The 25,054-nt window shown below is 72.6% G+C and carries 21 protein-coding genes; 5 read left to right on the forward strand and 16 right to left on the reverse strand.

Annotated elements, in window-relative coordinates:
* The first annotated feature begins 40 nt into the window (after positions 1–40).
* Positions 41–1,594: an MFS transporter gene (locus ACWD12_RS20935; RefSeq protein ID WP_450100768.1), complete on the forward strand. Its 1,554-nt coding sequence runs from the start codon at positions 41–43 to the stop codon at positions 1,592–1,594.
* A 135-nt stretch (positions 1,595–1,729) separates the two neighbouring features.
* Here the strand turns inward: ACWD12_RS20935 and ACWD12_RS20940 are convergent, their stop codons facing one another.
* Complete coding sequence (locus ACWD12_RS20940) at positions 1,730–2,524, reverse strand: hypothetical protein (RefSeq protein WP_450100769.1); 795 nt, start codon at positions 2,522–2,524, stop codon at positions 1,730–1,732.
* 332 nt (positions 2,525–2,856) lie between these two features.
* On the opposite strand from ACWD12_RS20940, the gene ACWD12_RS20945 reads away from it, so the two are divergent.
* The gene (locus ACWD12_RS20945) at positions 2,857–4,995 is read left to right on the forward strand and encodes an MMPL family transporter (RefSeq protein ID WP_450100770.1); all 2,139 of its coding nucleotides are present in this window, start codon (positions 2,857–2,859) and stop codon (positions 4,993–4,995) included.
* On the opposite strand, the gene ACWD12_RS20950 is transcribed toward ACWD12_RS20945, so the two are convergent.
* The 11 genes from ACWD12_RS20950 to ACWD12_RS21000 all read right to left on the reverse strand — a co-directional run bounded on the left by ACWD12_RS20950 (position 4,968) and on the right by ACWD12_RS21000 (position 16,231).
* Positions 4,968–5,894 (reverse strand): phosphotransferase, encoded by a 927-nt coding sequence (locus ACWD12_RS20950; protein ID WP_450100771.1) that lies wholly within the window; start codon positions 5,892–5,894, stop codon positions 4,968–4,970. The two genes, ACWD12_RS20945 and ACWD12_RS20950, sit on opposite strands and share 28 nt — an antisense overlap.
* A gap of 82 nt (positions 5,895–5,976) precedes the next feature.
* The gene (locus tag ACWD12_RS20955; RefSeq protein WP_450100772.1) at positions 5,977–6,462 is read right to left on the reverse strand and encodes a hypothetical protein; all 486 of its coding nucleotides are present in this window, start codon (positions 6,460–6,462) and stop codon (positions 5,977–5,979) included.
* A 227-nt stretch (positions 6,463–6,689) separates the two neighbouring features.
* Positions 6,690–8,060 carry a DUF6882 domain-containing protein gene (locus ACWD12_RS20960; RefSeq protein WP_450100773.1) on the reverse strand — a complete coding sequence of 457 codons (1,371 nt, stop codon included), beginning with the start codon at positions 8,058–8,060 and terminating at the stop codon, positions 6,690–6,692.
* A gap of 162 nt (positions 8,061–8,222) precedes the next feature.
* Positions 8,223–8,621 (reverse strand): rodlin, encoded by a 399-nt coding sequence (locus ACWD12_RS20965; protein WP_358355129.1) that lies wholly within the window; start codon positions 8,619–8,621, stop codon positions 8,223–8,225.
* 263 nt (positions 8,622–8,884) lie between these two features.
* Entirely contained in the window at positions 8,885–9,655 is a 771-nt protein-coding gene (locus ACWD12_RS20970; RefSeq protein WP_358355182.1) for an ABC transporter ATP-binding protein, read from the reverse strand.
* A 118-nt stretch (positions 9,656–9,773) separates the two neighbouring features.
* A complete protein-coding gene (locus ACWD12_RS20975) occupies positions 9,774–10,694 on the reverse strand; it encodes an ABC transporter permease (RefSeq protein ID WP_358355130.1) in 921 nt (306 codons plus the stop codon).
* Between the two features lie 133 nt (positions 10,695–10,827).
* Entirely contained in the window at positions 10,828–11,748 is a 921-nt protein-coding gene (locus tag ACWD12_RS20980; RefSeq protein ID WP_358355184.1) for a glycosyltransferase family 2 protein, read from the reverse strand.
* A gap of 2 nt (positions 11,749–11,750) precedes the next feature.
* The gene (locus ACWD12_RS20985) at positions 11,751–12,530 is read right to left on the reverse strand and encodes a CDP-alcohol phosphatidyltransferase family protein (RefSeq protein WP_450100774.1); all 780 of its coding nucleotides are present in this window, start codon (positions 12,528–12,530) and stop codon (positions 11,751–11,753) included.
* Entirely contained in the window at positions 12,508–13,569 is a 1,062-nt protein-coding gene (locus tag ACWD12_RS20990) for an iron-containing alcohol dehydrogenase family protein (RefSeq protein WP_450100775.1), read from the reverse strand. The genes ACWD12_RS20985 and ACWD12_RS20990 overlap by 23 nt, the downstream gene beginning before the upstream one ends.
* Positions 13,557–14,294, reverse strand: coding sequence for a phosphocholine cytidylyltransferase family protein (locus ACWD12_RS20995; RefSeq protein WP_450100776.1), 738 nt, complete (start codon positions 14,292–14,294; stop codon positions 13,557–13,559). Before ACWD12_RS20995 ends, ACWD12_RS20990 begins: the two co-directional genes overlap by 13 nt.
* Positions 14,291–16,231: a DUF5941 domain-containing protein gene (locus ACWD12_RS21000; RefSeq protein WP_450100777.1), complete on the reverse strand. Its 1,941-nt coding sequence runs from the start codon at positions 16,229–16,231 to the stop codon at positions 14,291–14,293. Before ACWD12_RS21000 ends, ACWD12_RS20995 begins: the two co-directional genes overlap by 4 nt.
* 344 nt (positions 16,232–16,575) lie before the next feature.
* Here ACWD12_RS21000 and ACWD12_RS21005 point away from each other — a divergent pair, with 344 nt between their 5' ends.
* On the forward strand, positions 16,576–17,745 hold the full coding sequence (locus tag ACWD12_RS21005; protein ID WP_450100778.1) for a hypothetical protein: 1,170 nt from the start codon (positions 16,576–16,578) through the stop codon (positions 17,743–17,745).
* Positions 17,742–20,585 (forward strand): stealth conserved region 3 domain-containing protein, encoded by a 2,844-nt coding sequence (locus tag ACWD12_RS21010; protein WP_450100779.1) that lies wholly within the window; start codon positions 17,742–17,744, stop codon positions 20,583–20,585. The genes ACWD12_RS21005 and ACWD12_RS21010 overlap by 4 nt, the downstream gene beginning before the upstream one ends.
* Positions 20,586–20,728: 143 nt before the next feature.
* Here the strand turns inward: ACWD12_RS21010 and ACWD12_RS21015 are convergent, their stop codons facing one another.
* Positions 20,729–20,899 carry a hypothetical protein gene (locus ACWD12_RS21015; protein ID WP_450100780.1) on the reverse strand — a complete coding sequence of 57 codons (171 nt, stop codon included), beginning with the start codon at positions 20,897–20,899 and terminating at the stop codon, positions 20,729–20,731.
* Positions 20,900–21,039: 140 nt separating this feature from the next.
* The gene (locus ACWD12_RS21020; protein WP_450100781.1) at positions 21,040–22,086 is read right to left on the reverse strand and encodes an EamA family transporter; all 1,047 of its coding nucleotides are present in this window, start codon (positions 22,084–22,086) and stop codon (positions 21,040–21,042) included.
* An 85-nt stretch (positions 22,087–22,171) separates the two neighbouring features.
* Here ACWD12_RS21020 and ACWD12_RS21025 point away from each other — a divergent pair, with 85 nt between their 5' ends.
* On the forward strand, positions 22,172–23,089 hold the full coding sequence (locus ACWD12_RS21025; RefSeq protein WP_450100782.1) for a LysR family transcriptional regulator: 918 nt from the start codon (positions 22,172–22,174) through the stop codon (positions 23,087–23,089).
* Here the strand turns inward: ACWD12_RS21025 and ACWD12_RS21030 are convergent.
* The gene (locus tag ACWD12_RS21030) at positions 23,052–23,750 is read right to left on the reverse strand and encodes a glycerophosphodiester phosphodiesterase (protein ID WP_450100783.1); all 699 of its coding nucleotides are present in this window, start codon (positions 23,748–23,750) and stop codon (positions 23,052–23,054) included. The genes ACWD12_RS21025 and ACWD12_RS21030 overlap by 38 nt on opposite strands.
* A 363-nt stretch (positions 23,751–24,113) precedes the next feature.
* Complete coding sequence (locus ACWD12_RS21035; RefSeq protein ID WP_450100784.1) at positions 24,114–24,881, reverse strand: hypothetical protein; 768 nt, start codon at positions 24,879–24,881, stop codon at positions 24,114–24,116.
* Between the last annotated feature and the right edge of the window lie 173 nt (positions 24,882–25,054).

Here is a 25,054-nt window from a genome sequence, read left to right on the forward strand (position 1 = left end):
ACCGTAATTACAGCGTCATTGCAAGCATGCCTTGGTTGGGATGTATAGATTCATCCTGTTTGTCCGATACGACGTCAAGAGATCGTCGGACGTGAGGAGAACGGTGGGCACCGACGCGCTGCGCCAGGAAGACATCACCGTCGTCGACACGAAGACCGTGGACACCGCGGTCCGGGCCACCATGCTCGGCAACGCGATGGAGTGGTACGACTTCGGCATCTACGCCTACATGGCCGTCACCATCGGCCACGTGTTCTTCCCGTCCGGCAACGACACCGCGCAAGTGCTGTCGTCCTTCGCGACGTTCGCCGCCGCGTTCGTCGTGCGTCCGCTCGGCGGCTTCTTCTTCGGCCCGCTCGGCGACCGCATCGGGCGCAAGAAGGTGCTCGCCACCACCATGCTGATGATGGCCGGCGGGACCCTGAGCATCGGCCTCATCCCGAGCTACTCCACGATCGGCTTCGCGGCGCCCACCCTCCTGGTGCTGTTCCGGATGGTCCAGGGCTTCTCGGCGGGCGGCGAATACGGCGGCGCCAGCACCTTCATCGCGGAGTACGCGCCCGACCGGCGCCGCGGCTTCTACGGCAGCTACCTCGAATTCGGCACGCTCATCGGCTACATCAGCGCGGCGAGCCTGGTCACGCTGCTCACCGCGCTGCTCGACGACAACCAGATGGAGGGCTGGGGCTGGCGCATCCCCTTCCTGCTCGCCGCCCCGATCGGCATCGTCGGGCTGTACCTGCGGCTGCGGCTGGAGGAGTCCCCGGCGTTCACCAAGGTCCTGGAGGCGCAGGCGGCCAGCGGCGCGAAGTCGGACGGCGCCGGGGACGGCGGCAGCGGCGGCAACGCGGACGGGAAGGCGAACGGCAGCGCCGGCGGTGGATCGGACGGTACGCCGGACAAGAACCCGGAGGCCGGCTCGTTCCGCGAGTTCCGCCGCATCTTCACCGAGCAGCGCACGCCGATGATCCTGTGCATCGCGCTGGTGGCGGCGTACAACATCAACGACTACATGCTGCTGTCCTACATGCCGACGTACCTCTCGGACACGCTCGACTACGACGAGACGCACGGCCTGCTGCAGATCGTCGTCGTCATGGTCGTGCTGCTCGCCCTCATCCACCCGCTCGGCGGGCTCACCGACCGCATCGGACGGCGCCCGGTCATCATCGGCGGGTGCGCGGGGTTCATCCTGCTGCCGCTGCCGTGCTTCGCCCTGATCCAGGCGGGCGGCCTGGTGACCATCTTCCTCGGCCTGATGATCCTCGGCCTGGTGCTGGTCTGCTTCCTCGCCACCATGTCGGCCGCGCTGCCCGCGCTGTTCCCGACCGAGGTCCGCTCCGGTGCGCTGTCCGTGTCGTTCAACATCTCGGTGTCGGCATTCGGCGGTACGACGCCGTTTGTCGCCGAGGCGCTGGTGAGCGGCACCGGCAACGACTACATGCCGGCGTTCTACATGATGCTCGCGGCGGCGGTCGGCATCGTGGCCGCCTGGAAGATGGACGAGACCGCGAGCAAACCGCTGATGGGCTCGCCGCCTTCGGTGGCGACCGAGGAGGAGGCCAGGGAACTGGTCGCGGCATCGAACCCGTAGTTCGGACCACGCCGGCCAAGCTCGCCGCCGAGCCCGCGGATCCGCCCGGTGAAGGGGGACTCGCGGGCCCGGCAGCTTGCCTGCCGGCGGGCTCGGTGGCCCGGGACGCGTGTTGCGCCGGCCGGACGGCGCGTGTCAGTCGGCGAGTTCCCGCAGGTTGCCGATCTGGGCCTGGATGAGGTCGGTCGGCGCCTCCGGCTCGCCCGCCCCGGCGGCGTTCACCGCGTTCACCGCGATCATGGTGTCGCCTTCGATGATGTAGACGAACAGGACCTCGACGTTGCCCGCATCGGTCGTGATGGTCATGCGGTACTCGAAGCTGTCGAGGCCGTACATCTCGTAGTCCTCCATCCCCGTCTCGACCTCGTACGTCTTCCCTTCGATGAGCGCGTTGAAGTGCTCGCACTTCTGGTACGACTCCTGCAGGTCCGCGAGCCACTTCAGGTGTTCGGCGTGCGGCTTGCTCATCAGGAGGAACGTGACGTCCGGCAGCGGCCCGGTCGCGGGCGAATCCGGCGTGTACTCGCGGCTCGCGAAGGGCGGCGGCTTGTCGCCGACCGGGTGGTCGAGGAGCACCTGGCACCGCGGGTCGTCGGCCTTGCCGATCGAATTGTCCTCCTCCAACGGTCGGTTGGTCCGCTCGACCTGGTAGTCACCGCCGATCTCGCCGTCGTCCAGCAGGACCGCGGTCAGCTGCTCGGCGGTCGCGAGCCCGCCGCCGGGCGTGTCGCCCTTGGCCGGACCGTCGGACGCGCCGCCGGATGGTTTGTCGGACGCATTGCCCGACGGTTTGTCGGATGATGTGTCGGACGCCTTGTCCGAGGGCCGCGCCTCGGCCGAGAAGCCCGGCTTCTCGCCGAGCGGCGAGTCGGAGCCGTCCTTCTGGCAGGCCGTCGTCAGACCGGCGAGCGCGACGAGGATCATGGGCACGACGGCATGCTTCGCCGCCCGCCGGGACATGGTGGAACGCACCGTGAACCCCCCAGTTTCGGTGTGATGTGGCGCGGCGCCGCGCCCCCTGCCGGCCGTACCCCCCTGGTCCGGCCGTTTGGCGCAGACGTCGCGCGAGGCGCCCCGCAGAGCACGGTAGTTGGCCGCGGAGTCCGAGCGCGCCGCTGTTACGAAGCCGATGCACTCGGGGGACCGCGCTCCGCCGTCCGGTCCACTGCGGTCGCGGTCGGCGGTGCGCGGGCCGATCCTGGCGGAAGGGCCCGGTCCACCGGGGCAGGGGCCGCCCGGAGCGCCCCACCGGAGGTCAGGCGATGTTTGCGGCGATCGGCCGATTCGTGGTGCGGCGCGCCTGGTGGGTCGTGGCGCTCTGGGTGGTGGCGGGGGCCCTCGTCGTGGTGTTCGCGCCGAGTCTGAAGACGACCACGAACCAGGCCGACTTCCTGCCCGGCTCCTACGAGTCGGTCAAGGCCCAGCGCCTGCAGACCTCCGCGTTCCCCGTCCACCACGGCGGCGCGGTCGTCGTCTTCCAGCGCGCGGACGGCGGCTTCCTGACCGACGCGGACAACGCGACGGTGCAGCGCATTTCGGGTGACCTGACCGCTGCGCACATCCCCGGTATCGCCTCGATGACGCCCGGCCCGACCTCGCCCGACCGCCTCGTGCAGGTCGCGAAGGTCGTGATCCCCACGGCCGGGGATCCGGGCGCGGAGAGCAGCAAGGACGCGATCAGGGGCCTGCGCGGCGCGCTGGCGGACGCCGCCCGCGGAACCGGCCTCACCGCGGGCGTCGCGGGCCCGTCCGCGACCTCCGTCGACGAGGACGAGGCCGACGAGGACGCCGCGCGTACGGTGGCCGTCGCGACCGTCGTCATCATCCTGGCGCTGCTCCTGCTGGTGTTCCGCAGTCCGGTCGCCGCGCTCCTGCCGGTGGTCGTGATCGCCGGCGTCTACCCCGTCGCGCGAGGCCTGATCGCGTCCGTCGACGACGCCTTCGACCTGACCGCGGGCACCATCACCACCGAACTGCTCACCGTCGTGCTGTTCGGCGTCGGCACGGACTACACGCTGTTCCTGCTCTTCCGCTACCGGGAGGCACTGCGGGACGGGGCCGACTCGGACACCGCGGTACGCCACGCCGTCACCCGGGTGGGCGAAGCCATCGCCTCGGCCGCCGGAGTCGTCGTCGTCGCCTTCGCGGCCTTGACGCTGTCGTCGTTGGGACTGCTGCGTTCGCTCGGTCCGGCACTGGCCCTCGCGGTCCTCGTCATGCTCCTCGCCGGCCTCACCCTGATCCCGGCGATCGTCTCGCTGCTCGGGCCGAAGGTGTTCTGGCCGTCGCGCTCGGCGCAGCACCGGCCGGCCGAGGGCGGGGCCTTCACCCGTCTGGGGCAAGCCGTCGCCTGCCGCCCGGCCCGCTGGGCGGCGGGGTCGGCCCTGCTGATGGCGCTGCTCGCGCTCGGTTCCCTGGGCTACAAACCGGACTTCGACCTTGCCGGGATGGCGACCCCCTCGGATGCGCCCTCGCAGGTCGCGACGCGCGACCTCGAGGAGGGGTTCCCGGCGGGCGTCACAGCGCCGACCGAGGTCTACCTGACGGCCACCGGGGCCGCGGCTCCGACGCCGGAGCAGTTGGCCGCGTACGGCGATGCGCTCCGGGTCCCCGGGGTCGTCGCCGTCGAGAAGCCCCGGGTGAGCGGGAACGGCCGGACCGCCGAGTTCGCCGTCGTGCAGGCCGACGCGCCGTCATCCGCCGCCGCGATGGACGTCCTGAGCGACGAACTGCGCCCCGCCGCCCGGCAGGCCGCGCCGCCCGGCACCAAGGCCCTGGTCGGCGGCGCCACCGCGGTGAGCGTGGACACCAGTTCGGCCGTCGACCACGACTACGCCGTCGTCTTCCCGGTCGCGGCCGCCTGCATCCTGGTGATCCTCGGCCTCTTGCTGCACAGCCTCGTCGCGCCCTGGCTGCTCATGCTCTCCGTCGCGCTCGGGTTCGGTGCGACGCTCGGCGCGAGCACCATCGTGTTCCGGCAGTTCGCCGACCAGGCCGGGCTGGTCTTCGTGCTGCCCATCGTCATGTACCTGTTCGTCGTCGCACTGGGCACCGACTACAACATCCTGATGGTGTCGCGGCTTCGCGAGGAGAGCCGTGCGGGACGCGCACCGCGGGAGGCGACCGCGGGTGCGGTGGCCGCGAGCGGACCGGCGATCGCCTCGGCCGGGCTGATCCTCACCGGCACGTTCGCGACGCTGCTGCTCGGCGGCAACGTCACCCTCGTGCAGCTGGGATTCACGCTCGCCTTCGGCATCGCGGTGACCGCGTTCGTCATGGCGATGCTGCTCACGCCCGCCCTGACCGCGCTGGTCGGCCGACGCATGTGGTGGCCGGGGCACGAGGCCGACACCGCTCCGGACGACCCGGCCGGTCAGGCCATGTCCCACAACAGCCGGTAGTACGCCAGGCGTTCGGCATCCGGCACGACGCCGTACGCGTCGAGCAGCACATCCTCGAAGCCCGGGCCGAAGTCCTCGGTGAGACTCCATGCGGCGACCGCGAGATCCGCCCACCGGTCGGCAATACCGAGCGAGCCGAGGTCGACGTGCGCGGCGAAGGTGCCGTCGTCGTGGACAAGGGTGTTGGGCACGCACGCGTCGCCGTGGCACACCACGAGCCGGTCCACCGGCGGCGTATCGGCGAGCCGGGCGCGTGCCTCGGCCGTCGCCAGGTGCCGGTGCTCGGGGAAGCGTTCCTCCTGGCCCTCGCCCTCGGCGATGCGCTCGTCGGCGCGTACCAGGCGCCGCGCCACGCTCCAGTCGAAGGGGCAGTCGTCGACCGGCAGGGCGTCGTGCAGCAGGCGCAGGCCCCGGCCGATGGCCGCCGCCGCGACCGCCGGGGCCGCGGCCCACCGGGGGTCCACCGCGGAGACGCCGGCCACTTCGCGGGTCACCAGCCAGGCGCCGTCGGCGTCGCTGCCGTGCTCGACGACGGACGGTACGGCGGCCCAACGCCCCGCCCAGGCAAGGCGCACGGCTTCGCCGGGCAGATCGATCTCGGGGGTGCCCGCGGCCACCCACTTCGCATAGCGGACGCCGTCGGGCCCGCCGGTCAGGCGGAAGGTCAGGCCGCCCAGCTCGTTGCGCCACACGGGCACGACGTCCGTCGCGGCGGAACGGGCGGCGATCGCCGCGACGACGACGGGGACGTCGGTGGGGACGACGGTGGGGACGTCGGCGCCGACCGCGGCAGACACCTCGGCCGGGACGAGGGCGGAGCCCTCGGCGGGGTTCGCGCCGAGGGCTCCGCGAGGGGTTTCGATGGGGGACTCGGCAGCGTTCTCCGCGGGTGGGGCCATGTGCCCATGATCCGCAGACGGCGCCCGGTTCCCGCAACTGTGTTTCGGGAACCGGGCGCCGGCGGGCCGTTCGGGCACCGTGTCAGTCGGCGGCGGACTCCATCAGGGCGCGCATGAGCGGCGTCGAGTCGATCCAGGTCAGCGCGTCGGTGCGGCGCCGCGGGGCGGCGTACCGACGGATCAGCGACGCGTGGCGCTGGAGCCACGCGGCGGCGTTGCCGCAGTACGCGGGCGGCATCTCGGCGATCGGGATGGTGCTGCCGTCGGCGGCGACCCACACCCGGTCCTGGTCGAGCAGCCAGCGCCAGGCGCCGGTGCCCGCCGGTCCGCGCGCGATGAGCGCCCGGGCGCCCGCGCTGGTGGGGCGGATCGGGCGGCCGAGGCCCGGGACGGGGTCGCCGTACCGGACGAGGTTGCGGGTGTCGAGGGTGTGCAGGGTGCGGGCGGAGATGCCGGGGGCGCCACCGCGCTCGCCGACGTGCGTGCGGATCGCGCCGGTCGAGATACGGCCCAGCGCGCGGCGGGCGGTCGTCATGCGGACGGGAGCGGGATTCCGAGTCAGGGTCATATCGAACTCCGCTTCTGGCTACGCCGATTTGCCCTGTTCCATTGGGCAACAGGGGCTCATGACAACCATTGTTCCATTGCCTACCGACATCGGACGTCTTGAACTCCCGTCCGCAACAGCCGACTTGGCGGCGCGTCAGCTCCGCGCAGGAACGCCCGTGGCGGCGTACTCGCACCCTGTCGCGGGACTCGTCGCGGGCCCGTCGCGGGTCCAGGTCAACGGCCCCGTCACCGGGCCACGTCGACGACAGTGCCGCCCCCTGAGTCGACGCGGACCGTCAGCGCCGCACCGGCCGCCCGGGCGCGCAAGGTCGTGCCCTGCGGGGCGTCCTCGCGGCCCACCTCGCCGCGGGCCGCGAGGTAGTTCTCGACGAGCGCGGCGGCGACCGTGCCGCGGCGGGGCTCCGGGACCAGGCGGACCGTCATGTCGGCCGCGCCGCGCACCGCTTCGGCGACCGCGTCCGGCGAGGTCGCGCGTGGGACGACCGGGTCGTCGACGCACACGTACGCGTTGCGCCCGTCCTGATCGGCGAAGTCCACCACGCAGCCGCCGCCGAGCAGGCCGGCGGCCCCGTGGCTGAGCAGCATGAGCACGGCGTCGGTGTCGGCGCATTCGCTCACGTCCACCTCGCGGTCCGCCTCGGGTGCCTGGGCCAGGCCCGGCAGCGCGGTGAGCCGAGCGTGCGTGTCCGCGTCCCAGGTCCAACGGGTTCGTGCGGCATCGACCGTGCCCAGCACCCGCACGCGCACCTCGTGCGGCCCGCAGGTCAACACCCGTCGCGTCAGATCGTGGCCCTGGTACGGGAACTGCCCGACGAACCCGGTGAACTCGCCGTCCTGCTCCAGCGCCTGGGCCACGCCCGCGCCCGCGACGTGCCACCAGGCGCCGGACGGCACCGAGCGCGGCGCGGCCGAGATCCGCACCTGTCCGACGCGGCCCGCGGAGTCGAAGTCCACCTCGACGGTGTCCCCGCTGTCGAGCGTCGCGTGGACGCCGTCGCCCACCCGCCGGGTCGCCAGGCCGTGGTGGGCGAAGTACCCGGACACCACGGCCTCGTGCGGCACCGGAAGGAACCCGGTGCCGGTCAGGAGCATGCGGGGGAGGGTGATCGCGTCCGGGCGGGCGCGCGGCACCTGCTTGTCGTCGACGACCATGTACAGGCGTCCGGTCGCGTTCGCGGTGACGCCGATGTAGCCGTCGGAGCCGAGCAGGCCCATCGCCGCGAACGCGATCGTCTCCGCGGCCATGCGCGGGTCGGCGAAGCCCGACAGGGGCACGAGGTCCGTGGTGAACTCGGGGATGCCGTCGCGCTCCCCGATCGCGCGCAGCGCCCGCGCCGCCGAGGTGACCTCGGGATCGCCCCAGGAGGGGTTCGCCCAGCCCCAGAGCCAGGAGTCGTCACCGGTCGAGAAACTTCCGAGCACCGAGACGGCGACCTCGCGGCCGCTCTGCCGGTACACCCGGTCGTTGAGGTTGACGCTCCACTCGCCCATCGGCATGAAGGCGTTGAACGCCTCCAACTGCTCGCCGACCCAGGCTCCATGCGGCCCTGCGGCCCGTACGAATGCGTCCGAGAAGAAGTCGTGTCCCGTGGTCATGCGCGGTCACGTTACCGATCGGCGCCGACGAACGCGCGAGTGCGCGCTGCCCGCGCACACGGGGCCGACGCGGTGCCGGGAGGGCCGGCACCGCGCCGGTGGTCGCTGGGGCGGTCAGGCGGGGTGGAGGCGGCCCCGCGCGGTCCGGCCCGGCGGGTTGGGTCAGCCGTTCTCCGACAGGACGCTGGACAGCACGTGCGCCAGCGGGTCGTCGCCGGTCTGCTGCATCGCGTTCGGGCTGCAGACCTGGCTGACCTGGTCGGTCAGGATGTCCTGGACACCGACGCCGGCGCCGAGGACGCCGACCGCGCCCTGGAGCGGGATCTTGTTCACGCCGAAGCAGTTGATGACGCCACCCTGGATGACCGCCATGTTCGGGCTCATGTAGCCGTTGCTGCTCGAGTTGGCGATGGCCTGGGCCGACTCGTTGCCGGCCTGGAGGGCGACGTTGCCGTCGTCGTTGTTGCCGGCGACGGCCTGCGGCGCGGCGACGGCGGTGAGGCCGAAGACCGAGGTCGCGATCGCGGCAGAGGCCGACACGCGCTGGAGGAGGTTCGCCATCAGAAGTTCCTTAGGTGTTGGGGCTGGAGGGGGTACGTGCCGCCGCGGCAGCCTGTCCAACACCTCGGGAGACGGAATGGTTGCGGACTTTCACCCTCGTGGTGGCAGCCGTCGAAGCGCCGTTCGACTGCGGGCCCGGCGGGCGACCGCGCCGACGGGCGCACCGCGGGCCCGCGAACGGGCCCGTGACGGCATGCCGGAGGGGCCGGGGCGGTGTGCCCCCGGCCCCTCCGGAACGGATGTTCGGACCAACTGCGTACGGGTTACGCGCCCTTCTCGTACGCCGCCACGACCTCCGCGGTCGGGCCGTCCTGCAGGATGACCCCGTCGTGCAGCCAGATGACCCGCTCACACGTGTCGCGGATCGACTTCATGCTGTGGCTCACCAGGAACACCGTGCCGGCCTCCTCGCGGAGCTCGCGGATCCGGGCCTCGCTGCGCTGCTGGAACTCCCGGTCGCCGGTGGCCAGTGCCTCGTCGATCATCAGCACGTCGTGGCTGCGCGCCGCGGCGATGGCGAACCGCAGGCGCGCCCCCTGGCCGGACGAGTAGGTGCGCATGGGCCGGTTCAGGATGCCCTTGCTCATCTTCTCCAGGCCGGAGAACTCGGCGATCGACTCGTAGCTCGCCCGGGCCTCGGCCTGCGTCATGCCCATCGCGAGGCAGCCGAGGATGATGTTCCGCTCGCCGGTCAGCTCGCTCATCATCGCGGCGTTGACGCCGAGCAGCGACGGCTGGCCGTGCGTGTAGATCTTGCCGCTGGTGGGCGGCAGCAGCCCCGCGACGCAGCGCAGCAGCGTGCTCTTGCCGGAGCCGTTGCGTCCGATCAGCCCGATGGCCTCGCCCTTGTACGCCACAAAGCTGACGCCCTTGACGGCATGCACCTCGGTGACGCCCGCGGCGCCCTTGCGGGCGATGATGCGCGACAGCGCCGAGGTGGCGTTGCCCTTGCCCGCGCCCGCGCCGTGCACGCGGTAGGTGAGCTTGACGTTGTCGACGACGACCGTCGGCACCCGGGCGGCTTCCGCGGCCACGTCGGCCGCACCGTCCGTCGCCGTGCCGACTGCCGCCTGTTCGGTCGGCGCGGCGCCGGCCGCGGCCGTGTCCGTCGCGGTTCCGGTCTGTGCGGCGTTGCCCTGCGCCGGGATGGTCTCAGCCACGGCCGTACCTCTCTTCCGCGCGCCAGAAGTAGATGAAGCCGCCGATGCCGACGAGGAGCGCCCAGCCCACGCCGAGCAGCCACGTGTGCGCGGGGATCGTCACATGGCTCTCGATCAGCGAGTCGCGGATCAATTCGATGTAGACCGCCGCGGGATTCGACTCCAGGGCGTGCCGCACCCAGGCCGGGGCGTCCTCGGTGAAGGTCGCGATGCTGTAGAACACGCCGGAGACGTACAGCCAGGTCCGCATCAGGAACGGGATCAGCTGGTTGATGTCGGTGACCGTGGCGCCGAAGCGCGCGACGATCATGCTCAGGCCCACGTTGAACACGAACTGGCACAGGAGTGCGGGGACCACCAGCAGCCACTTCAGGGTCAGCGGCTCGCCCTTCGCCAGCACGATCGCGAACAGCACCACCATCGAGATCAGCAGCTGCTGCAACTGCACGATGGTGAACGAGATGGGCAGGCTCGCGCGCGGGAAGTGCAGCGCGCGGATGAGGTTGAGCTGACTGCTGATCGAGCGCGCGCCCGCCAGAACGGCGGTCTGCGTGAAGCTGAAGACGAAGATGCCGGTGACCAGGAACGCGACGTAGTTGTCGATGCCCCGGTCGGTCTTCAGCATCATGCCGAAAATCAGATAGTAGATCGCGGCGTTGAGCAGCGGGGTGAGGACCTGCCACACCTGGCCGAGCCGTGCCGTGCTGTACGAGGCACGGGTCTTGGCGTTGGCGAACGCCACGATGAAGTGGCGGCGGCCCCAGAGCTGGCGCAGGTAGTCGCGCAAGCCGGGCCGGGCACCGCTGACGCTCAGCTGGTGCCTGGCGGCGTATTCGGCGAGCGTCTCGCTCTTGCCGGGGGGTGCCGGAGCGGCTGCGGGCGAGCCCGTTCCGGCGGTTGCGCTGTGAACCACGGGGAGACTTTCCGTCGAGGTTGACAAAGGGGCGGACGTGCGGGAAACGGCGGTCCGGGCGGCGTCGCACGGACGCCGTCCGGACAGCGGCGTCCGACAAACGGAGCCGGACGCAGGGACAGGTCGAGAGGCGTCAGATCAGCGGGGGCCGTCTGAGCCTTGTCATATGCCAGACGGTGCGCCACGAGATCGGGTTCCGCGGTCCGCAGGATTCGTGCCAGCCTTCGCGGAAGCCTAGCGTCCACGCCTGGAAGCCCTCCCGGTTCGGACGCCGCGCCGCGGTGATCACCACCCACGAGGCCAGATACGCCGGGACGATCGGCCAGGGCAGGTTGCGCCGCGCCAGCCAGACGCGGTTCCGTGCGTTCATGCGGTGGTAGTGCGCGTGCCGGGCCGGGCTGGTGGCCGGGTGCTCCAGGACGACGTCCGCCCGGTAGTCGACGGTCCAGCCGGCGTCGAGCGCGCGCCAGGCGAGGTCGGTCTCCTCATGGGCGTAGAAGAACTGGTCCGGCAGGCCGCCGACCTCGCGCAGGACCTCGGCGCGTATCGCGCACGCGCCGCCCAGGAAGGTGGTCACCGCACCGGACCGCAGCGGCGCGCCGCTGCCCAGCCGCGGCACGTGGCGCCGCTGCGTGGTCTTGGTCACCGGGTCGACGATCCGGAACGTCACGATCCCGAGGTCGGGGTTGTGCGCGAAGGCCGAGCGCAGCCGGTTGGCGATGCCCGGGTCGCGGATCAGGCCGTCGTCGTCGAGGAACATCACGACGTCGCAGTCCAGCGCCGCCGCGCCCACGTTGCGGCCCGCGGGGATGCCGATGTTGTCGTCGAGTTCGATGATCCGCACGAAATCGGGCAGGTCGGTGGGGGACTTGCCGCCGTTCACCACGAGCACGACCTCGATCGGCGGGCCGTACTGGGCGGCCACCGAGTCGAGCAGCGCGGTCAGCTCCATCGGGCGGTCGCCCATGGTGAGCACGACCGCGCCGATGCGCACGTCGGCGGGGACGGGGCCCTCGGTGGTCGTCCGAGGCGGGGGCACAGGCCGGGGGATCATGCTCATCGCAGTCGACTCGACAGCAGGACGCTCACCAGGTGGAGAACGGTCTGCAGCAGCGCGATCGCGGCCAGGACGGCCACCGCCGCGCGGCTGAACGCGAGACCTTCGCCGCGCACCGCGTCGGCGACACCCGCGACCAGCAGGAACAAGGACGCCTCGACCGCGCCGACCAGACGGTGGAACTTGAGCGACGCGGCGACTTTGCGCAGCGACGCCGCGCCCGAGGACCGTGGCACCGCGGCGCCGTCGTTGACGATCGGCAGCCCCGCGCGGGCCCGGGCACCGTCCACGAGGTCGGTCTCGGACTTGATCAGAATTGCGCCCAGCGCCGCCACGACGCCGAGGTACGCCCAGCCGTCGAGGCGCCCACCGTCCAGGATGCCCGCGGCGTGCAGGCCGGCCCCGGTCAGCAGCGCCGCCTCGCTGAGGTAGTGCCCGACCCGGTCGAGGTAGACGCCGGTCACCGAGGTCTGCCGCCGCCAGCGGGCCACCTCGCCGTCGACGCAGTCCAGCAGGAGGTACACCTGCACGAGGACGACCGCCACGACCGGGCCGGCCAGACCGGGCAGCATCAGCGACGCGCCGGCCGCGATCCCCGCGAGGATCATCAGGTACGTGAGTTGGTTGGGGCTGATGCGGGTGCCCACCAGCACGCGCGTGATCCGTACGGATATGCGCCGCATGTACAGGCGGCCCGCCCAGTGCTCCCCACTGCGACGGTCAAGCAGTCCGGCCGGATGGACGACCGTCCGGAGCTCAGCCACCGAAGGCATGGACATATTTCTCCACCGCGTCTGTGAGTCGGGCCGGGGGGAACGCGAGGTGCTCGAGAATCGTGTAGCGGCCGGGCCGGGTGCTCGGCGCGTACTCCACGGCCGCCCTGAACTGCGCCGTGCTGATGCCGAGTTCGGCGGGTACCACGGGCAGCCCGTGCCGGCGCAGGCTGGTCGCCAGGGTTTCGGCCGTGACCAGGTCGTCGCGCAGGAACGACGCGAAGACCGCGCCGACGCCCACCTGTTCGCCGTGCAGGCCGCGCAGCTTCGGGTACAGCAGGTCCAGGGCGTGCGAGATCTCGTGGCACGCCCCGCTGCACGGATGCGACGTGCCGGCCACCGTCATGGCGAGGCCGGACATCACGAGGCTGTCGACGAGCGCCACCAGGAACGCGTCGTCGGCGATGCCGCCGGGCCGGTGCAGGAGTGATTCCGCGGCGGTCCGGGCGAACGCCGCGGACAGACCGTCGACCGGCTGACCCGCGACCGCCTCGGCCAACTCCCAGTCGGCGAGGGCGGACAGGTTCGACAGGACCTCGCCGATGCCGGCCCGCACATAGCGGGCCGGGGCGCCCCGGATCACGTCGAGGTCGACCACGAGGGCGATCGGGGCGGGCACGCCGTACGAACCGCGCCCCGCGTCGTTGTCGAGGATGCTGACCGGCGACGCGATGCCGTCGTGCGCCAGATTGGTCGCGACCGCCACCATCGGCAGGCCCACGCGCGCCGCGGCGTACTTGGTGGAGTCGAGCGTACGTCCGCCGCCGATCCCCACCACGGCGTCGTACGTCCCCGCACGCAGCCGGTCGGCGAGGTCCACCGCTGCGTTGAGCGTGCCGCCCTCGACCGGGAACCAGTCGGCGCCGGGCAGTTGCGGGGCCACCCGGGCACGCAGGCGCTCGTCGGTCCCGGTGCTCACCACCAGGGCGAGGCTGCCGCTCGCGGAGATGCGGCCTTCGGCGAGGATGTCGGTGAGTCGGTCGAGGGCCCCGGCGCGGACCTCCACGCTGAGCGGCGCGGGGACCAGGCGCGTCAGTACCGGCACGCTATGTCCCTCGCCTTGAGCAGGTCCTCGGTCGTGTCGATCTCGGTCCATTCGGCGCCGCCGATCGACCGCACGCCGACCCGGCCGCCGCGCTCGGCGTAGAGCTGGAAGGCGTCCTCGTAGTACTGCTGCGGGTCGGCCTCCCACGTCGCGGCGAGGGCCGCGACCAGGCCCGCTCCGGCGCCCGGGGCGACGAGCGTCACACCGATGTACTCGCCGACGGCCTCGGCCGGCTCCATGAGTTTGGTGATGCGCGCGAGGAGGCCGTCCGCACCCAGGCGGACCTTCATCTCCTCCTCGGCCAGCGGCTTCACGTCGTCCAACGCCAGCACCACGTCGAGGTCGCCGGTGCCGCCGTCGAGCATGGCCTCCTGCACGGACAGCGGGTGCAGCGTGTCGCCGTTCGCCAGCAGCACGCCCTCGTCGAGGAAGTCGCGGGCGCACCAGAGCGAGTACGCGTTGTTCCACTCCTCGGCCTTGTCGTTGTCGACGAGGTGGAGCTTGACGCCGTACGCCCGCTCCAGGTCGGCACGCCGCTCGCGCACGGCCTCGGCGGCGTACCCGATCACCACGGCCGCGTCGGTCAGGCCGGCCTTCGCGAAGTTCTCGAGGGTGAAGTCCAGCACCGACCGCTCGTCCCGGACCGGCACGAGGGCCTTGGGCAGGGTGTCGGTCCAAGGCCGAAGTCTGCGTCCGGCTCCGGCGGCCAACACGAGCCCGATCATTGCTGTTCTCCGTTCGACGGCGCGCCGACGGGCGCGGGCCCGACGTGCGTGGTGACGGACGCCACGGGCATCCGCGCTGGGTTGCCGGCACCGACGGGCGGAGCCGCAGGGGGGTGGATCACCGTGTCCGACTCGAGGTCGTCGCCCACGCGGGCCCCGCGCGCCCAGAAGCCGATGCTTTCGGCGAGCGCGACGAGGGCCACCGCGACGGCGAGGGCGGCGGTGCCGGCGGAGAGCACGTCCGAGCCCGCGGCCGCGAGGACCGCCAGGACCAGCACGCGCCCCTCGTGACCGCCGAGCGACCAGGTGAGCCACCGCGGCGGCGCGGCATGCCCGCCGCGTAGCCGGTACACGATGTCGTAGTGATGGTACGCGGCGGCCGCGACCAGCCCGAACGCCGCCGGGAGCGCGTCCGCCCCGTGCCGTGCGACCACTGCGATCACGGTGGCGTACTCGGCCGCGCGGAACAGCGGCGGCACCAGCCACATCAGCGGACCGGCGTCGGTGAGCCGGGCCGCGGCCCCGGCCGCCGCGACGTACGCGACGGCGCAGCCGACCAGCACGCCCGGCGCCGCGTCGACGGCCGCCGCGATCGGCAGCGCGAGCACGGCCAGGACCCAGACCGCGCCGCGCGGATAGTGCCGGCCGATCAGGTCCGCGAGCACGCCGCCGTCGCACAGCGAGCGCAGCCGTACGGCGGCACCCGCGCGGGCGCGGCCGCGGTGCGGCAGCGAGCGCAGCACGCGTCCGGCGAGCGAGTAGCACCCCGCGAAGCCGCCGGCCGCGAGCAGCACGACAAAGGTCGTGCGGGGCGAGGTGGTCGCGGCCAGCACGGCGATGAGCGCCCAGCGCTCGCCGATCGGCAGGATGATCATGCGGCGGGCCCACACGGTCCAGCCCACCGAGTCGAGGCGGTTCGACAGGCGGGCGCTGCCCGACCCGCCGCCGCCCTGCTCCTCGTGGCACTCGTGGAACGCGAAGTCGAGCTGGTGCCGCACGATCTGGACCGCCATCGCGATCGAGGCGAGCAGCCACACGTCGTCGCCCGAGCGTGCCGCGCCGAGTGCGAGGCCCGCGTAGACCGCGTACTCCTTGACCCGGTCGAAGGTCGCGTCGAGCCACGCGCCGATCTGCGAGTAGTTGACGGTGTAGCGGGCCACCTGGCCGTCGACGCAGTCGAGGACGAACGACAGGTAGAGCGCCACGGCGGCGCCGACGTATCCGGCGCGGGTGCCCGATGCCGCGGCCGCGGCGCCGGCGAGTGCGACACAAAGGGAGACGACGGTGACCTGATTGGGCGTCAGGCCACGCCGGGCGCACCAGCGGGCCACGTACCGCGACCACGAGCTGACGAAGAAGGTCGTGAAGAAGCCGTCGCGCGCCTTCACCGCCGAGTTGAGGCGGATGCCCTCCTCGTCGACGGTGTGCAGCGCCGCCTCCGCCTCGGCGCGCTCGGCGGCGGTGGCGGGGACGACGGCCACCAGGTCGCCGAGGGGGATGCGGTGGACCTGGACGCCGGCGGCGGCCAGATCGCCCGCGAGTTCGTCGGGCGTCGGGGCCGGTGCGCCGGGCGTGGTCGCGGCGAGGCGGGCGGCGAGCAGGTCGTGCAGGGCCCGGGCGGCGTCGCCGCGGACGCTCAGCACGCCGGGTATGTGCGAGGCCTCGTAGCGGTCGTCCGCGAGGATGCGCCGGAGCGCGTGGCGGTGGGCCACCACGCGTGCGTCGACGAGGGCAACCCGTGTGTTGTCGCCACCGGAGGCGGCCCGGGACACGTCGGCGACGCCGCCGGATATCGTGAGGCCGAGCGCGGTGAGATCGGCGAGGACACGCTCCCCGGCTTCCGCCGGAGTCGGTGTGGTGACGAATACCGCCGATCCTCCGGACGCCGCTGATCCTCCGGACAGAGGACACCACTCCCTAAACGCGAACGGGCTCACCTAGCGTGGCGCCTCAACTACGTGGCGCCGAAGACAAATCGGGCTCTTTCCCTGGCGGCTGCGTCGCATGTCGCCCGGCTTCCGCAATTAGCCATCCGTTGTTTACCATCTCTCGCAACCGAAGGACTAGTTGACGGCCTTCCACGGCCCTCGCAAACCTGCGGAAACCCCCTATAGGCGACCGAAATCACGCATGCCCGTTGCGCGTCCCGGGCCGGATATTCCCCTACGCGCGTGGCGCACGGCACACGCGCAAACCCACGGTTTGGCCGGAATCCGACGCGGACCCGACCCGGCCCGAGAACGGCGAGGACGACCAGGTGAGACCCCGGCACGCGCTGCGTGTGACACGAGACTCCGCCCGGATCGCCATGGACGTACTTCCGGTCAGGTCCCAGCAGTTCCTGGACCGTCGGGTACGCCCGCACGTCGCCCAGATGCGCACCACCGTCGTGGACAGTGTCGTGCGCCCGGTCGCGGTCGGTGGGCGCGCCCGCGTCCTGCACGCCTCGCTGCTCGACGGCCACACGCTGAACCTGCACGCGGTGCTCCCGTCGGACGAGGCCGCGGGCGGGGACGAGGGCTTCCTGAGCTTTGTGCGCGGCCGCCGTCAGCAGCGCGTACCGGTGCGACTGAATCGCGTCAGCCGGGCCGAACTCCACGCCGACGCGACCGTGCCGCTCGGCCCGCTGCCCGGTGGCCTCGACCTGGAGCCCGGCCGCTGGGGGCTGCGCATCGTGCTGGGCTCCGCCGGGCGCCCGGCGCGGGTGTTCGACCTGGAGGGCCCGCTCGGCCCGAGCGCGGCGGGCGGGCCGACCCAGACCCCGCCCGCGAGCCCGCTCACCGGCTTCCGCTACCAGATACGCGTCACGCCGCTGGGACTGTGCCGCATCACCGTCCGGCGGCCTCAGCCGCACGCCGAGATGGTGCGGTTCGAACTCCGCCCCGAGGGTGCGGTGGTGGCGTTCCGCATGGTCGGTGTGACGCGCGCGCGGCCGGTGGCGGTCGAAATCGCCTGCGGCTCCGGGCTGGTGGAGGTCGTGCCGACCGCGGGAGACGGCGACATCTTGGCGTTCGCCGTGCCGTTCGACGCAATGCTCCGGTCCGCGGTCGGGTCCGACGTCGGGTCCCCGGTCGGGTCCGCGGTCGGCAGCGCGGAGGCCCCGCACGCCGGTGCCGCCGGTGCGGAACGGCCCGCGACGGGGGAGGGGCTCGTACGGGCCGAGGGCGACGAGCAGGCCGAGCGGCATGTGCTCGGCACGGCTGCCCGGCCGGCCGAAGGGCCCGAGCAGGACTGGCAGATGGTCGTGCGCATGCGCGACGGGCGCCGCCACCCGCTGGGCCGTGAACTGGACGTCCCGCGCATGCCGCGCCGTGTCTTCCGGATGCGCACGCGCCTGGTGGCCACCGAAGGGGGTGCGCTGGTCCGCGTCCGACCGCACTACAACGCCCGCCGCCAATTCCGTCTCGGCTGCACCGCCGTCCACCACGCCCGCCCCGGAGTCACCGCGTGAAGATCAAGTACCTGCTCACCCATGCCGACGAAATGGGCGGTACGCAGCGAGCCGTACTGGCCTCGGCGGCCTCGGCGGCGCACCGCCACGAGGTCGAGGTGGTGAGCGTCTTCCGCACCCGCGCCGAACCGTTCTTCGCGGTGCCCGAGGGGGTCTCGACGCGCTACCTTGTCGATGCCACCGACCCGGCCTCGCCCCGCCCGGCCCGGCGCCCGCAGGCCGCCGAGGTCTGCCGGGTCCTGGCCGCGCAGCCGAGCCGGTACGTCGAACCCCCCTGCGACGACGCGTTCCACCGTCTCTCCGACCTCGAACTTGCCCGGGCCCTGCGCGGGACGGACGCGGACGTGGTGGTCACGTCGTCCCCGGTGCTCGCGGCGCTCGCCGTACAGTTCGTGCCGGCCGGCGTGGTGACGGTGCATCAGGAGCACGCCGCGGACGAACGGCGCGGCCTGGGCGCCGAACCACTGCTGCGCCACGGCCCCGCCCTGGACGCCCTGGTGGTCGGCACCGACGCCGCCCGCGCCTGGTACGCGGACGCGTTCGGCGCCTCGGGGCCGCACCTGGCCGTCGTCCCGCGCTCACTCCCCACCGGTTTCCGGCCGCGCTCGGCACGCCTCAACCCGGTCGTCGCGGTCGCCGCGCGGCTGGTCCCGGACAAGCAGGTCGACCACGCGATCCGGGCCTTCGGCCGGCTGGTCGACGAGCACCCGGAGTGGACCTTGCGGATCTACGGCGAAGGCCCCGAGCTGCCCCGACTGCGCACCCTGGTCGACGAGTTGGAGCTCAACGACAACGTGCACCTGCTGGGCGCGGCCCCGCGCATGGACGAGGAGTGGGCGCGCGCGTCGGTGTGCCTGCTGACCTCACGCGCGGAGGCGTACCCGCTGGTGCTGGCCGAGGCGCGGGCGGCCGCGCTGCCGTGTGTGGCGTACGACTGCCCCGACGGCCCCGCCGCGCTGATCCGCGACGGCGTGGACGGCTTCCTCGTGACCCCCGGCGACCTCGACGGGCTGACCGCCGCGCTCGGCAAACTGCTCGCCGACGAGGCGCTGCGGAACCGTCTCGGGGACGCCGCCCTGGACGCGGCCGGCTCGCCCGTCGCGGACCCGGCAGGCGCGATGTGGGAGGAACTGCTCGGGCGACTGCGGTCCGGCGCCGCGCGGCCGGGCGCGGCGGACGCGAAGGCGGACCGGGTGGCCGAGTACGAGGCGCGCACCCAGGGCGGCGACGCGGTCCTGACAGTGCCCGCAGCGCCTGGCCGGCGCGTCGCCGCCGATCTCGCGCACAAGGCCCACGAGGTCCGCATCGAGGCCCTGCATCCCGGCCTGCGGCGCGGCGGCGGGCAGGTCTGCCTGGTCGCGGACGACCTGACGCCGGCCGACGTCGCGGACCGCAACCTGGGCCTGGTCGTGGACGTGCTGGAAGGCGCCGGGATTCCGTACGTCTACGTGGACACACCGGACGACACCGCCGCCGACGACGCGGTCCACCGGCACACCGTCGTGGTCGCGGCGGACCGGCGCGCCGACTTCCTCGACGCGCTCGCCGACGCCTACGCCGACGACGCCGTCTACGTCGCGGTGGTCTCACCCGAGGGCATCCTGACCAGGACCGCCGTCGCGGGGGTCCTGGGGGCGTGGGGGCTGGTGGCCGCGCCGGACACGGTCCGGGTGTTCCAGCCCGTGCTGACCTCGGGCGGACTGCCGCGGCTCGCCGGTGCGCACGGCGCGAACGTCTCGTTCTGGCGCGAGTCGGAACACGGCCGCGACCTGGAACTGCCGGTGCGTACGACGATCGGCCAGGTGTTGCCCGCCGGTGCCATGACACCGGTCCGTAGGCGGGTGGCCGGGCGAGAGGTCACCACCCTGGCGCCGTTCGAGCGGGCCCGGGTGGGCGGTTTCGACTTCCCGGTGGACGTGGTCTACACGTGGCCGGGGGCGGCGGCCGAGACCGAGGCGACCGACGCACCGGGCTTGCCGAGCTCATCCAAGTCGCTCGACTCCGAGACGCTGCGGTACTCGCTGCGGTCGCTCGACATGTACGCCCCCTGGGTGCGCACGATCCACCTCGTCACCGACCGCCCGGCCCCGGCGTGGCTCGACACCGGCCGCGTCGCGGTGGTCCGGCACGGCGACCTGTTCCCCGCGCCGGAGTGGTCGTCGCCGCCGCGCGGCAATCCGCTCGCGGTCGAGACAAGGCTGCACCAAGTGCCGGGCCTCGCCGAGCACTTCCTGCATCTCACGGACGACATGTTCCTGGGCCGCGAGACCCGGCCCGGACGGTTCTTCCACGCCAACGGCATCACCCGGCACTTCGCGGCACGGGACGCGTTGCCGCCGACCCCGGTGTCCGCCGACGACCCGTTCGAGGTGCGTGCGGCGAAGAACGGGCGCGCGCTGCTGGAAGCGCGCTTCGGGCGCACCGCGACTCAGCTCTACCGCCGGGCCCCGCACGCGCTGCGGCGCGGCGTGCTCCGGGAGATCGAGCGTGCGTTCGCCGCGGAGGTGTCGGGGACCGGACGCGCCGCGGAGCGTTCGCACACGGACGTGGCGGCCGCGACGTGGCTGCACCCCGCGTATGCCTACGTCACCGGGCAGGGGGTGCCGGGGGAGATCGCGCACGAGCACGTCGACCTGGGCGATCGTGCGCAACACCGTTTGCTGACACGGCTTCTGGCCTCGCGCGCGTACGACGCCTTCTGCCTGGCCGACGCGGCCTCGGCCGTCGGCGATGTGCCGTACGCGGAGCAGGCCCGCATACGCCGTGCCTTCCTCGCCGAGTACTTCCCCGTGGCGTCGCGCTTCGAGAGGGGATCGGCGCGCAACCTGCGCACACGCTGACGGCCCGCGGACGGGACACGTGGACGGAAGCACGTCGACGGAGGCGCCGCAAAGGAGACACTCGACGGCGGCACTCCGACGGAGACAAAAGGGTGCGGCCACGGCCCGAAGGCCGTGACCGCACCCGGGAATGCCGCCGTGGGTCAGTCGACGTGGACGATGGAGTGGGTCTCGTGGTCGACCTCGATCGGCCACACGCTCACGTGGTCGGACGTGTGGTGGTAGACGACCACATCGGCCGAAGCGACCGGCGCGGCGATGGCGAGGCCGGCGAAGGCAATCACGGCGGCGGCGCAAATACGGCGGATGTTCATAAGGGCTCCTTTTGGCGCGGGGACATTACCTGCACCAAGAAATATCCCGACGGGAGTTCCCGCCGACCCAATTACTCCGGGCGGGGGCGTGTCGGTGCCCTTTCCCCGATCCGCTGTTCCCGGCGGGATGTCCGCACAACTCAGCGCGGGGAATTCGCCGTCGCGCACGGTGTGCCGACGCGCTTTTCCGCGGACGGGTCCGGCTCGTCGTTCCCGGTACGCCGCGCGGGGAGTCCGGCTGCCTGCGGGAGCGGCCGATCGTCCGGGAGCCCGCGTTCGTCCCGCGGGGCTTCTGCTTCGGCTTCCGCTTCCGGGAGCCGCGCCCCGGTCCGCGTCGCTCCGACACCCGCGACGACGACGCACACCACGCCGATCGCCGACGCCGGGCCCGGCACCTGGCCGAGCACGACGAGCCCGATCAGCAGGGCGACGGCCGGCTCCAGGCTCATCAAAACCCCGAAGGCCGTTGTGGTGAGCCTGCGCAGGGCCAGGAACTCCAGGCTGAACGGCAGCACCGGGTGCAGCACGGCGAGCCCGAGCCCGACCAGCAGCAGCGGCCACGACAGGCTCCCGGCCTCGGTGGGCGCCGCGACGGCCGTCGCGACCAGGGCCGCGACCGGCATCGACACCGCGAGCCCCTTCAGACCGGTGACCTGGTCGCCGACCCGCTGGGTCAGGACGATGTACGCCGCCCACCCCGCCGCCGCGGCGAGTGCGAACGCCACCCCGAGGAGGTCCACGCCGCCGTGCCACGGCTCGGTCAGCAGCAGCACGCCGAGCGCGGCGGGCAGCGCCCAGAGCCGGTGCCGGCCCCTGGCGGCGTACATCGCGACGCCCAGCGGGCCCAGGAACTCCAGCGCGCTGGCCGTGCCGAGGGGGATGCGCGCGGCCGCGCTCATGAACAGCAGCATCATGCCGGCGGTCGCGACGCCCAGGAGCCCGCACGCCACGAGATCGCGGCGCGTGAAGTCGGAGCGGCGCGGGCGGACCAGCACGAGCAGGATCGCGGCGGCCCAGAACAGCCGCATCCAGGCGGCACCCAGCGGGCCGAGGCGGTCGAACATGTGCACGGAGACGGCGAGGCCGAGCTGCACGCAGAACATCGCCGCGAGGGCCATCGCGGCACCGGTCTCGGCGGTGCTGCGCGCGTGCCGGGCCGGCTGCGTCGACGGGGCGTCCAAGGTCATGCGACCCAGTAGACGCCCGGACAACCGTTGGCGTCCACGTGCCAATTCTGGATGTTCCGTTCAGGAATCCTGAACAATGGCCTTCATGGAGACACGGCGTCTGGAGATGCTCGCGGAGTTGTCGCGGCTCGGATCCATGCGGGCGGTCGCGGAGACCCTCGGCACGACCACGTCCACGGTGTCGCAGCAGATCGCGGCGCTGGCCCAGGAGACCGGCACGCCGCTGATCGAGCCGGACGGGCGCCGCGTACGCCTGACTCCGGCAGGGCGGCGGCTGGCCGGGCACGCGACGGCGATCGTCGCGGCCGTCGAGGCGGCCCGGCTCGACGTGGGGCCGGATGCGGAGCCGAACGGCTCGGTGCGGGTGGCCGGGTTCGCGACGGCCGTCCGCACCTCGCTGCTGCCGGTGGTCGCGTCCCTCGCGGTGAGCCATCCGCGCGTACGGGTCCTGGTCCGCGAGCACGAGCCCGCCGAGGTACGCGCCCTGCTGAACGCGGACGAGGCGGACCTCGGCCTGGTCTACGACTACAACCTGGCCCCGGCAGAGGACGACCCCGTCCTGTGGTCGACGCCGCTGTGGTCCTCGCGCTGGGGCCTCGGCGTGCCGGCCGACGACGGGCCGCCCGCGGCGGCGACCGGTTCGAGCGCCGATGTCTTCGCGCGCCACCGCACCCACGCGTGGATCGGCAACTCCCGCAACACCGCCGACGAGCGGGTGATCGCCGTGCTCGCCTCCATCGCCGGGTTCCGGGCGCGGATCACCCACCAGGCCGACAGCCTCGACCTGGTCCAGGACCTCATCGCGGCGGGCCTCGGTGTCGGGCTGCTGCCGGTCTCGCAGCCGACCCGGCCGGGCGTCCGGCTGCTCCCGCTGGACTCGCCGCCGGTCGAACTGCGGGCGTACGCGGTCGCCCGGCACGGCCGCCGCGACTGGCCGCCGCTCGCCCTGGTGGCCGGGCTCCTGCTCACGGCGCCGGGGCCCGACTCGCCAGCGTCGCGGTGAGAGCGCGGATGTCGTTGCTGATGATCGCGTCGACGCCGTACGACGCCAATGCGGCCATCCTGCGGGGGCGGTCGACCGTCCAGGCGCACACCTTGAGGCCCAGGGCGTGCGCGGCGCGTACGCCGCGCGCGGTCACCCAGACGTGACGCTGGTTCAGATACTGCGGGCGCACGTGGTCGACCAGGTCGGAGCCGGGCGGCCACGGCTTCTTCCACGTCATCGCAATGAGGGCGTCGGGCAGGGCGGCCCGGATCTCGCCGAGGGCCATCGGATCGCCGGTGAACAGCACCTTGCCGATGTGCCCGTGCGCCCGCACCGCCTCGACGGCCGCGCGGCCCTCCGGACGGCCCCGCACGTCGACCATGAGCGAGACACCGCGTCCGACGACGAGACCGAGGGCGTCGCCGAGGGTCGGGATACGCCACTCGCCGCGGCCGACCAGCTGCTCCAACTCGTCCTCGCGTACCGAGGAAAGCGGCCGCCGCACGCCCCAGAGCCGGCGCAGCGTGTCGTCGTGCAGAAGCACCGCGACACCGTCCCGGGTGAGCCTGATGTCCACCTCGACGCAGTCCGCGCCGCCTTCGATCGCCGATTCGAGGGACGGAAGGGTGTTCTCCCGCAGTCGCAGCGGATCACCCCGATGCGCGACCTTCAGCACCACGGATCGGCTCCTTACGGCGGGGTCAGGGACGCACCCTCGGACGACACGCCTTCATCAGTCGGGCAAGGCGACCAAGTCTGCCGTCCCACCACGCCGTTTCAAACAAACCCGGTCCGACGTCGGCAAAAACAGACGGGGTACGGCCGTGCGGTCGCACAAAGGCAGACTCCGGAAAACTCCGCTTCCGCGAATCCGCAACAGCGCCGGCAAGACGTACGACATACCGTAGCGAGACATGAGTTTGCCGTCCTGCGCCACCTTGCCGTCGGTGCCGCGGGAAACAAGGATGCCGTCATGCGGCACGGTTCTGCTGTCGTCCCCGTCGTCGTCTGCGTTCTGGTCTCGGTCTCGTCCGTCGTCGGCTCACGGCGCGTCGACGGCGACAACTGTGGGCGTGGACCACAGCGACCAGTTGCCCGCGAGGTCGCGGATGCTGTAGCGGACCGGAATGCCGCCGTAGCCCGCTTCGGCGATGGTCTCGTCGTCGACGCGGAAGACCATCGTGCGGCCGACCTCGTCGGGGCCGAGAGTGCCGGTGAGTTCGCGGGAGCCCCACGCGAGGGTGATGGTGTCGCCGCCGGCCATGTTGACGTACGGCTCGATCCGCACCTCGACGCCCTCGCCCACCGCGCGCCACCCTCCGCCGATGCCCGAGGACACGTGCGGGCCGGGCAGCTCGGAGTTCAGTTCCGGTTCGTCGGACACGGGCGGCGGTTCGCCGGGCACCGAGAACTTGACGCGCACGTACGTCTCCGCGGACCTCACCCATTCCTGGGTGCTCGCCGCGCGCAGGTCGTAGAAGACGGTCAATTCGCCCTCGCCGGCCTCCACGACCGCCTTGCACGGCACCGGAACGAGCAGGTCGCCGTCGTCCTCGACGAGCGCCTCCGCGACCGGCCGGGCCGAAGCGCCCCAGAACAGCCGGACGAAGTCCCCGGGCTGACGTTCCGTCACGTACGGCACCAGGACGTCCACCGTCCCGCGCGGATCGGCCACCACGGCGGCTCCGATGCCGCCGTCGGCCACCGCATCGGGGACGATCGGCGCGGGCACCGCACTCGCCGGGGGTTCCGGTGGCGTCCGTGGTGCCGGCGGCATCCGCGTCGATGCCGGGTTCGCTGGGTCGGACACAGCCCCTCCCTCGCGTCCGCGCGGTCCGCTCACGGCCGCGCGCCTGACCGATGCTGCGGCAAGCGCTACCCGGCCATGCCCCTTGTAAGGCATCTTCGTGCGAAGTAACTTGCGCGCGAGGAATGCGGACCGACGCCGGAGTGGCGCCGGAGCGACCGGACAGGCCCGGCTCC

It is taken from the genome of Streptodolium elevatio, from assembly GCF_053592165.1.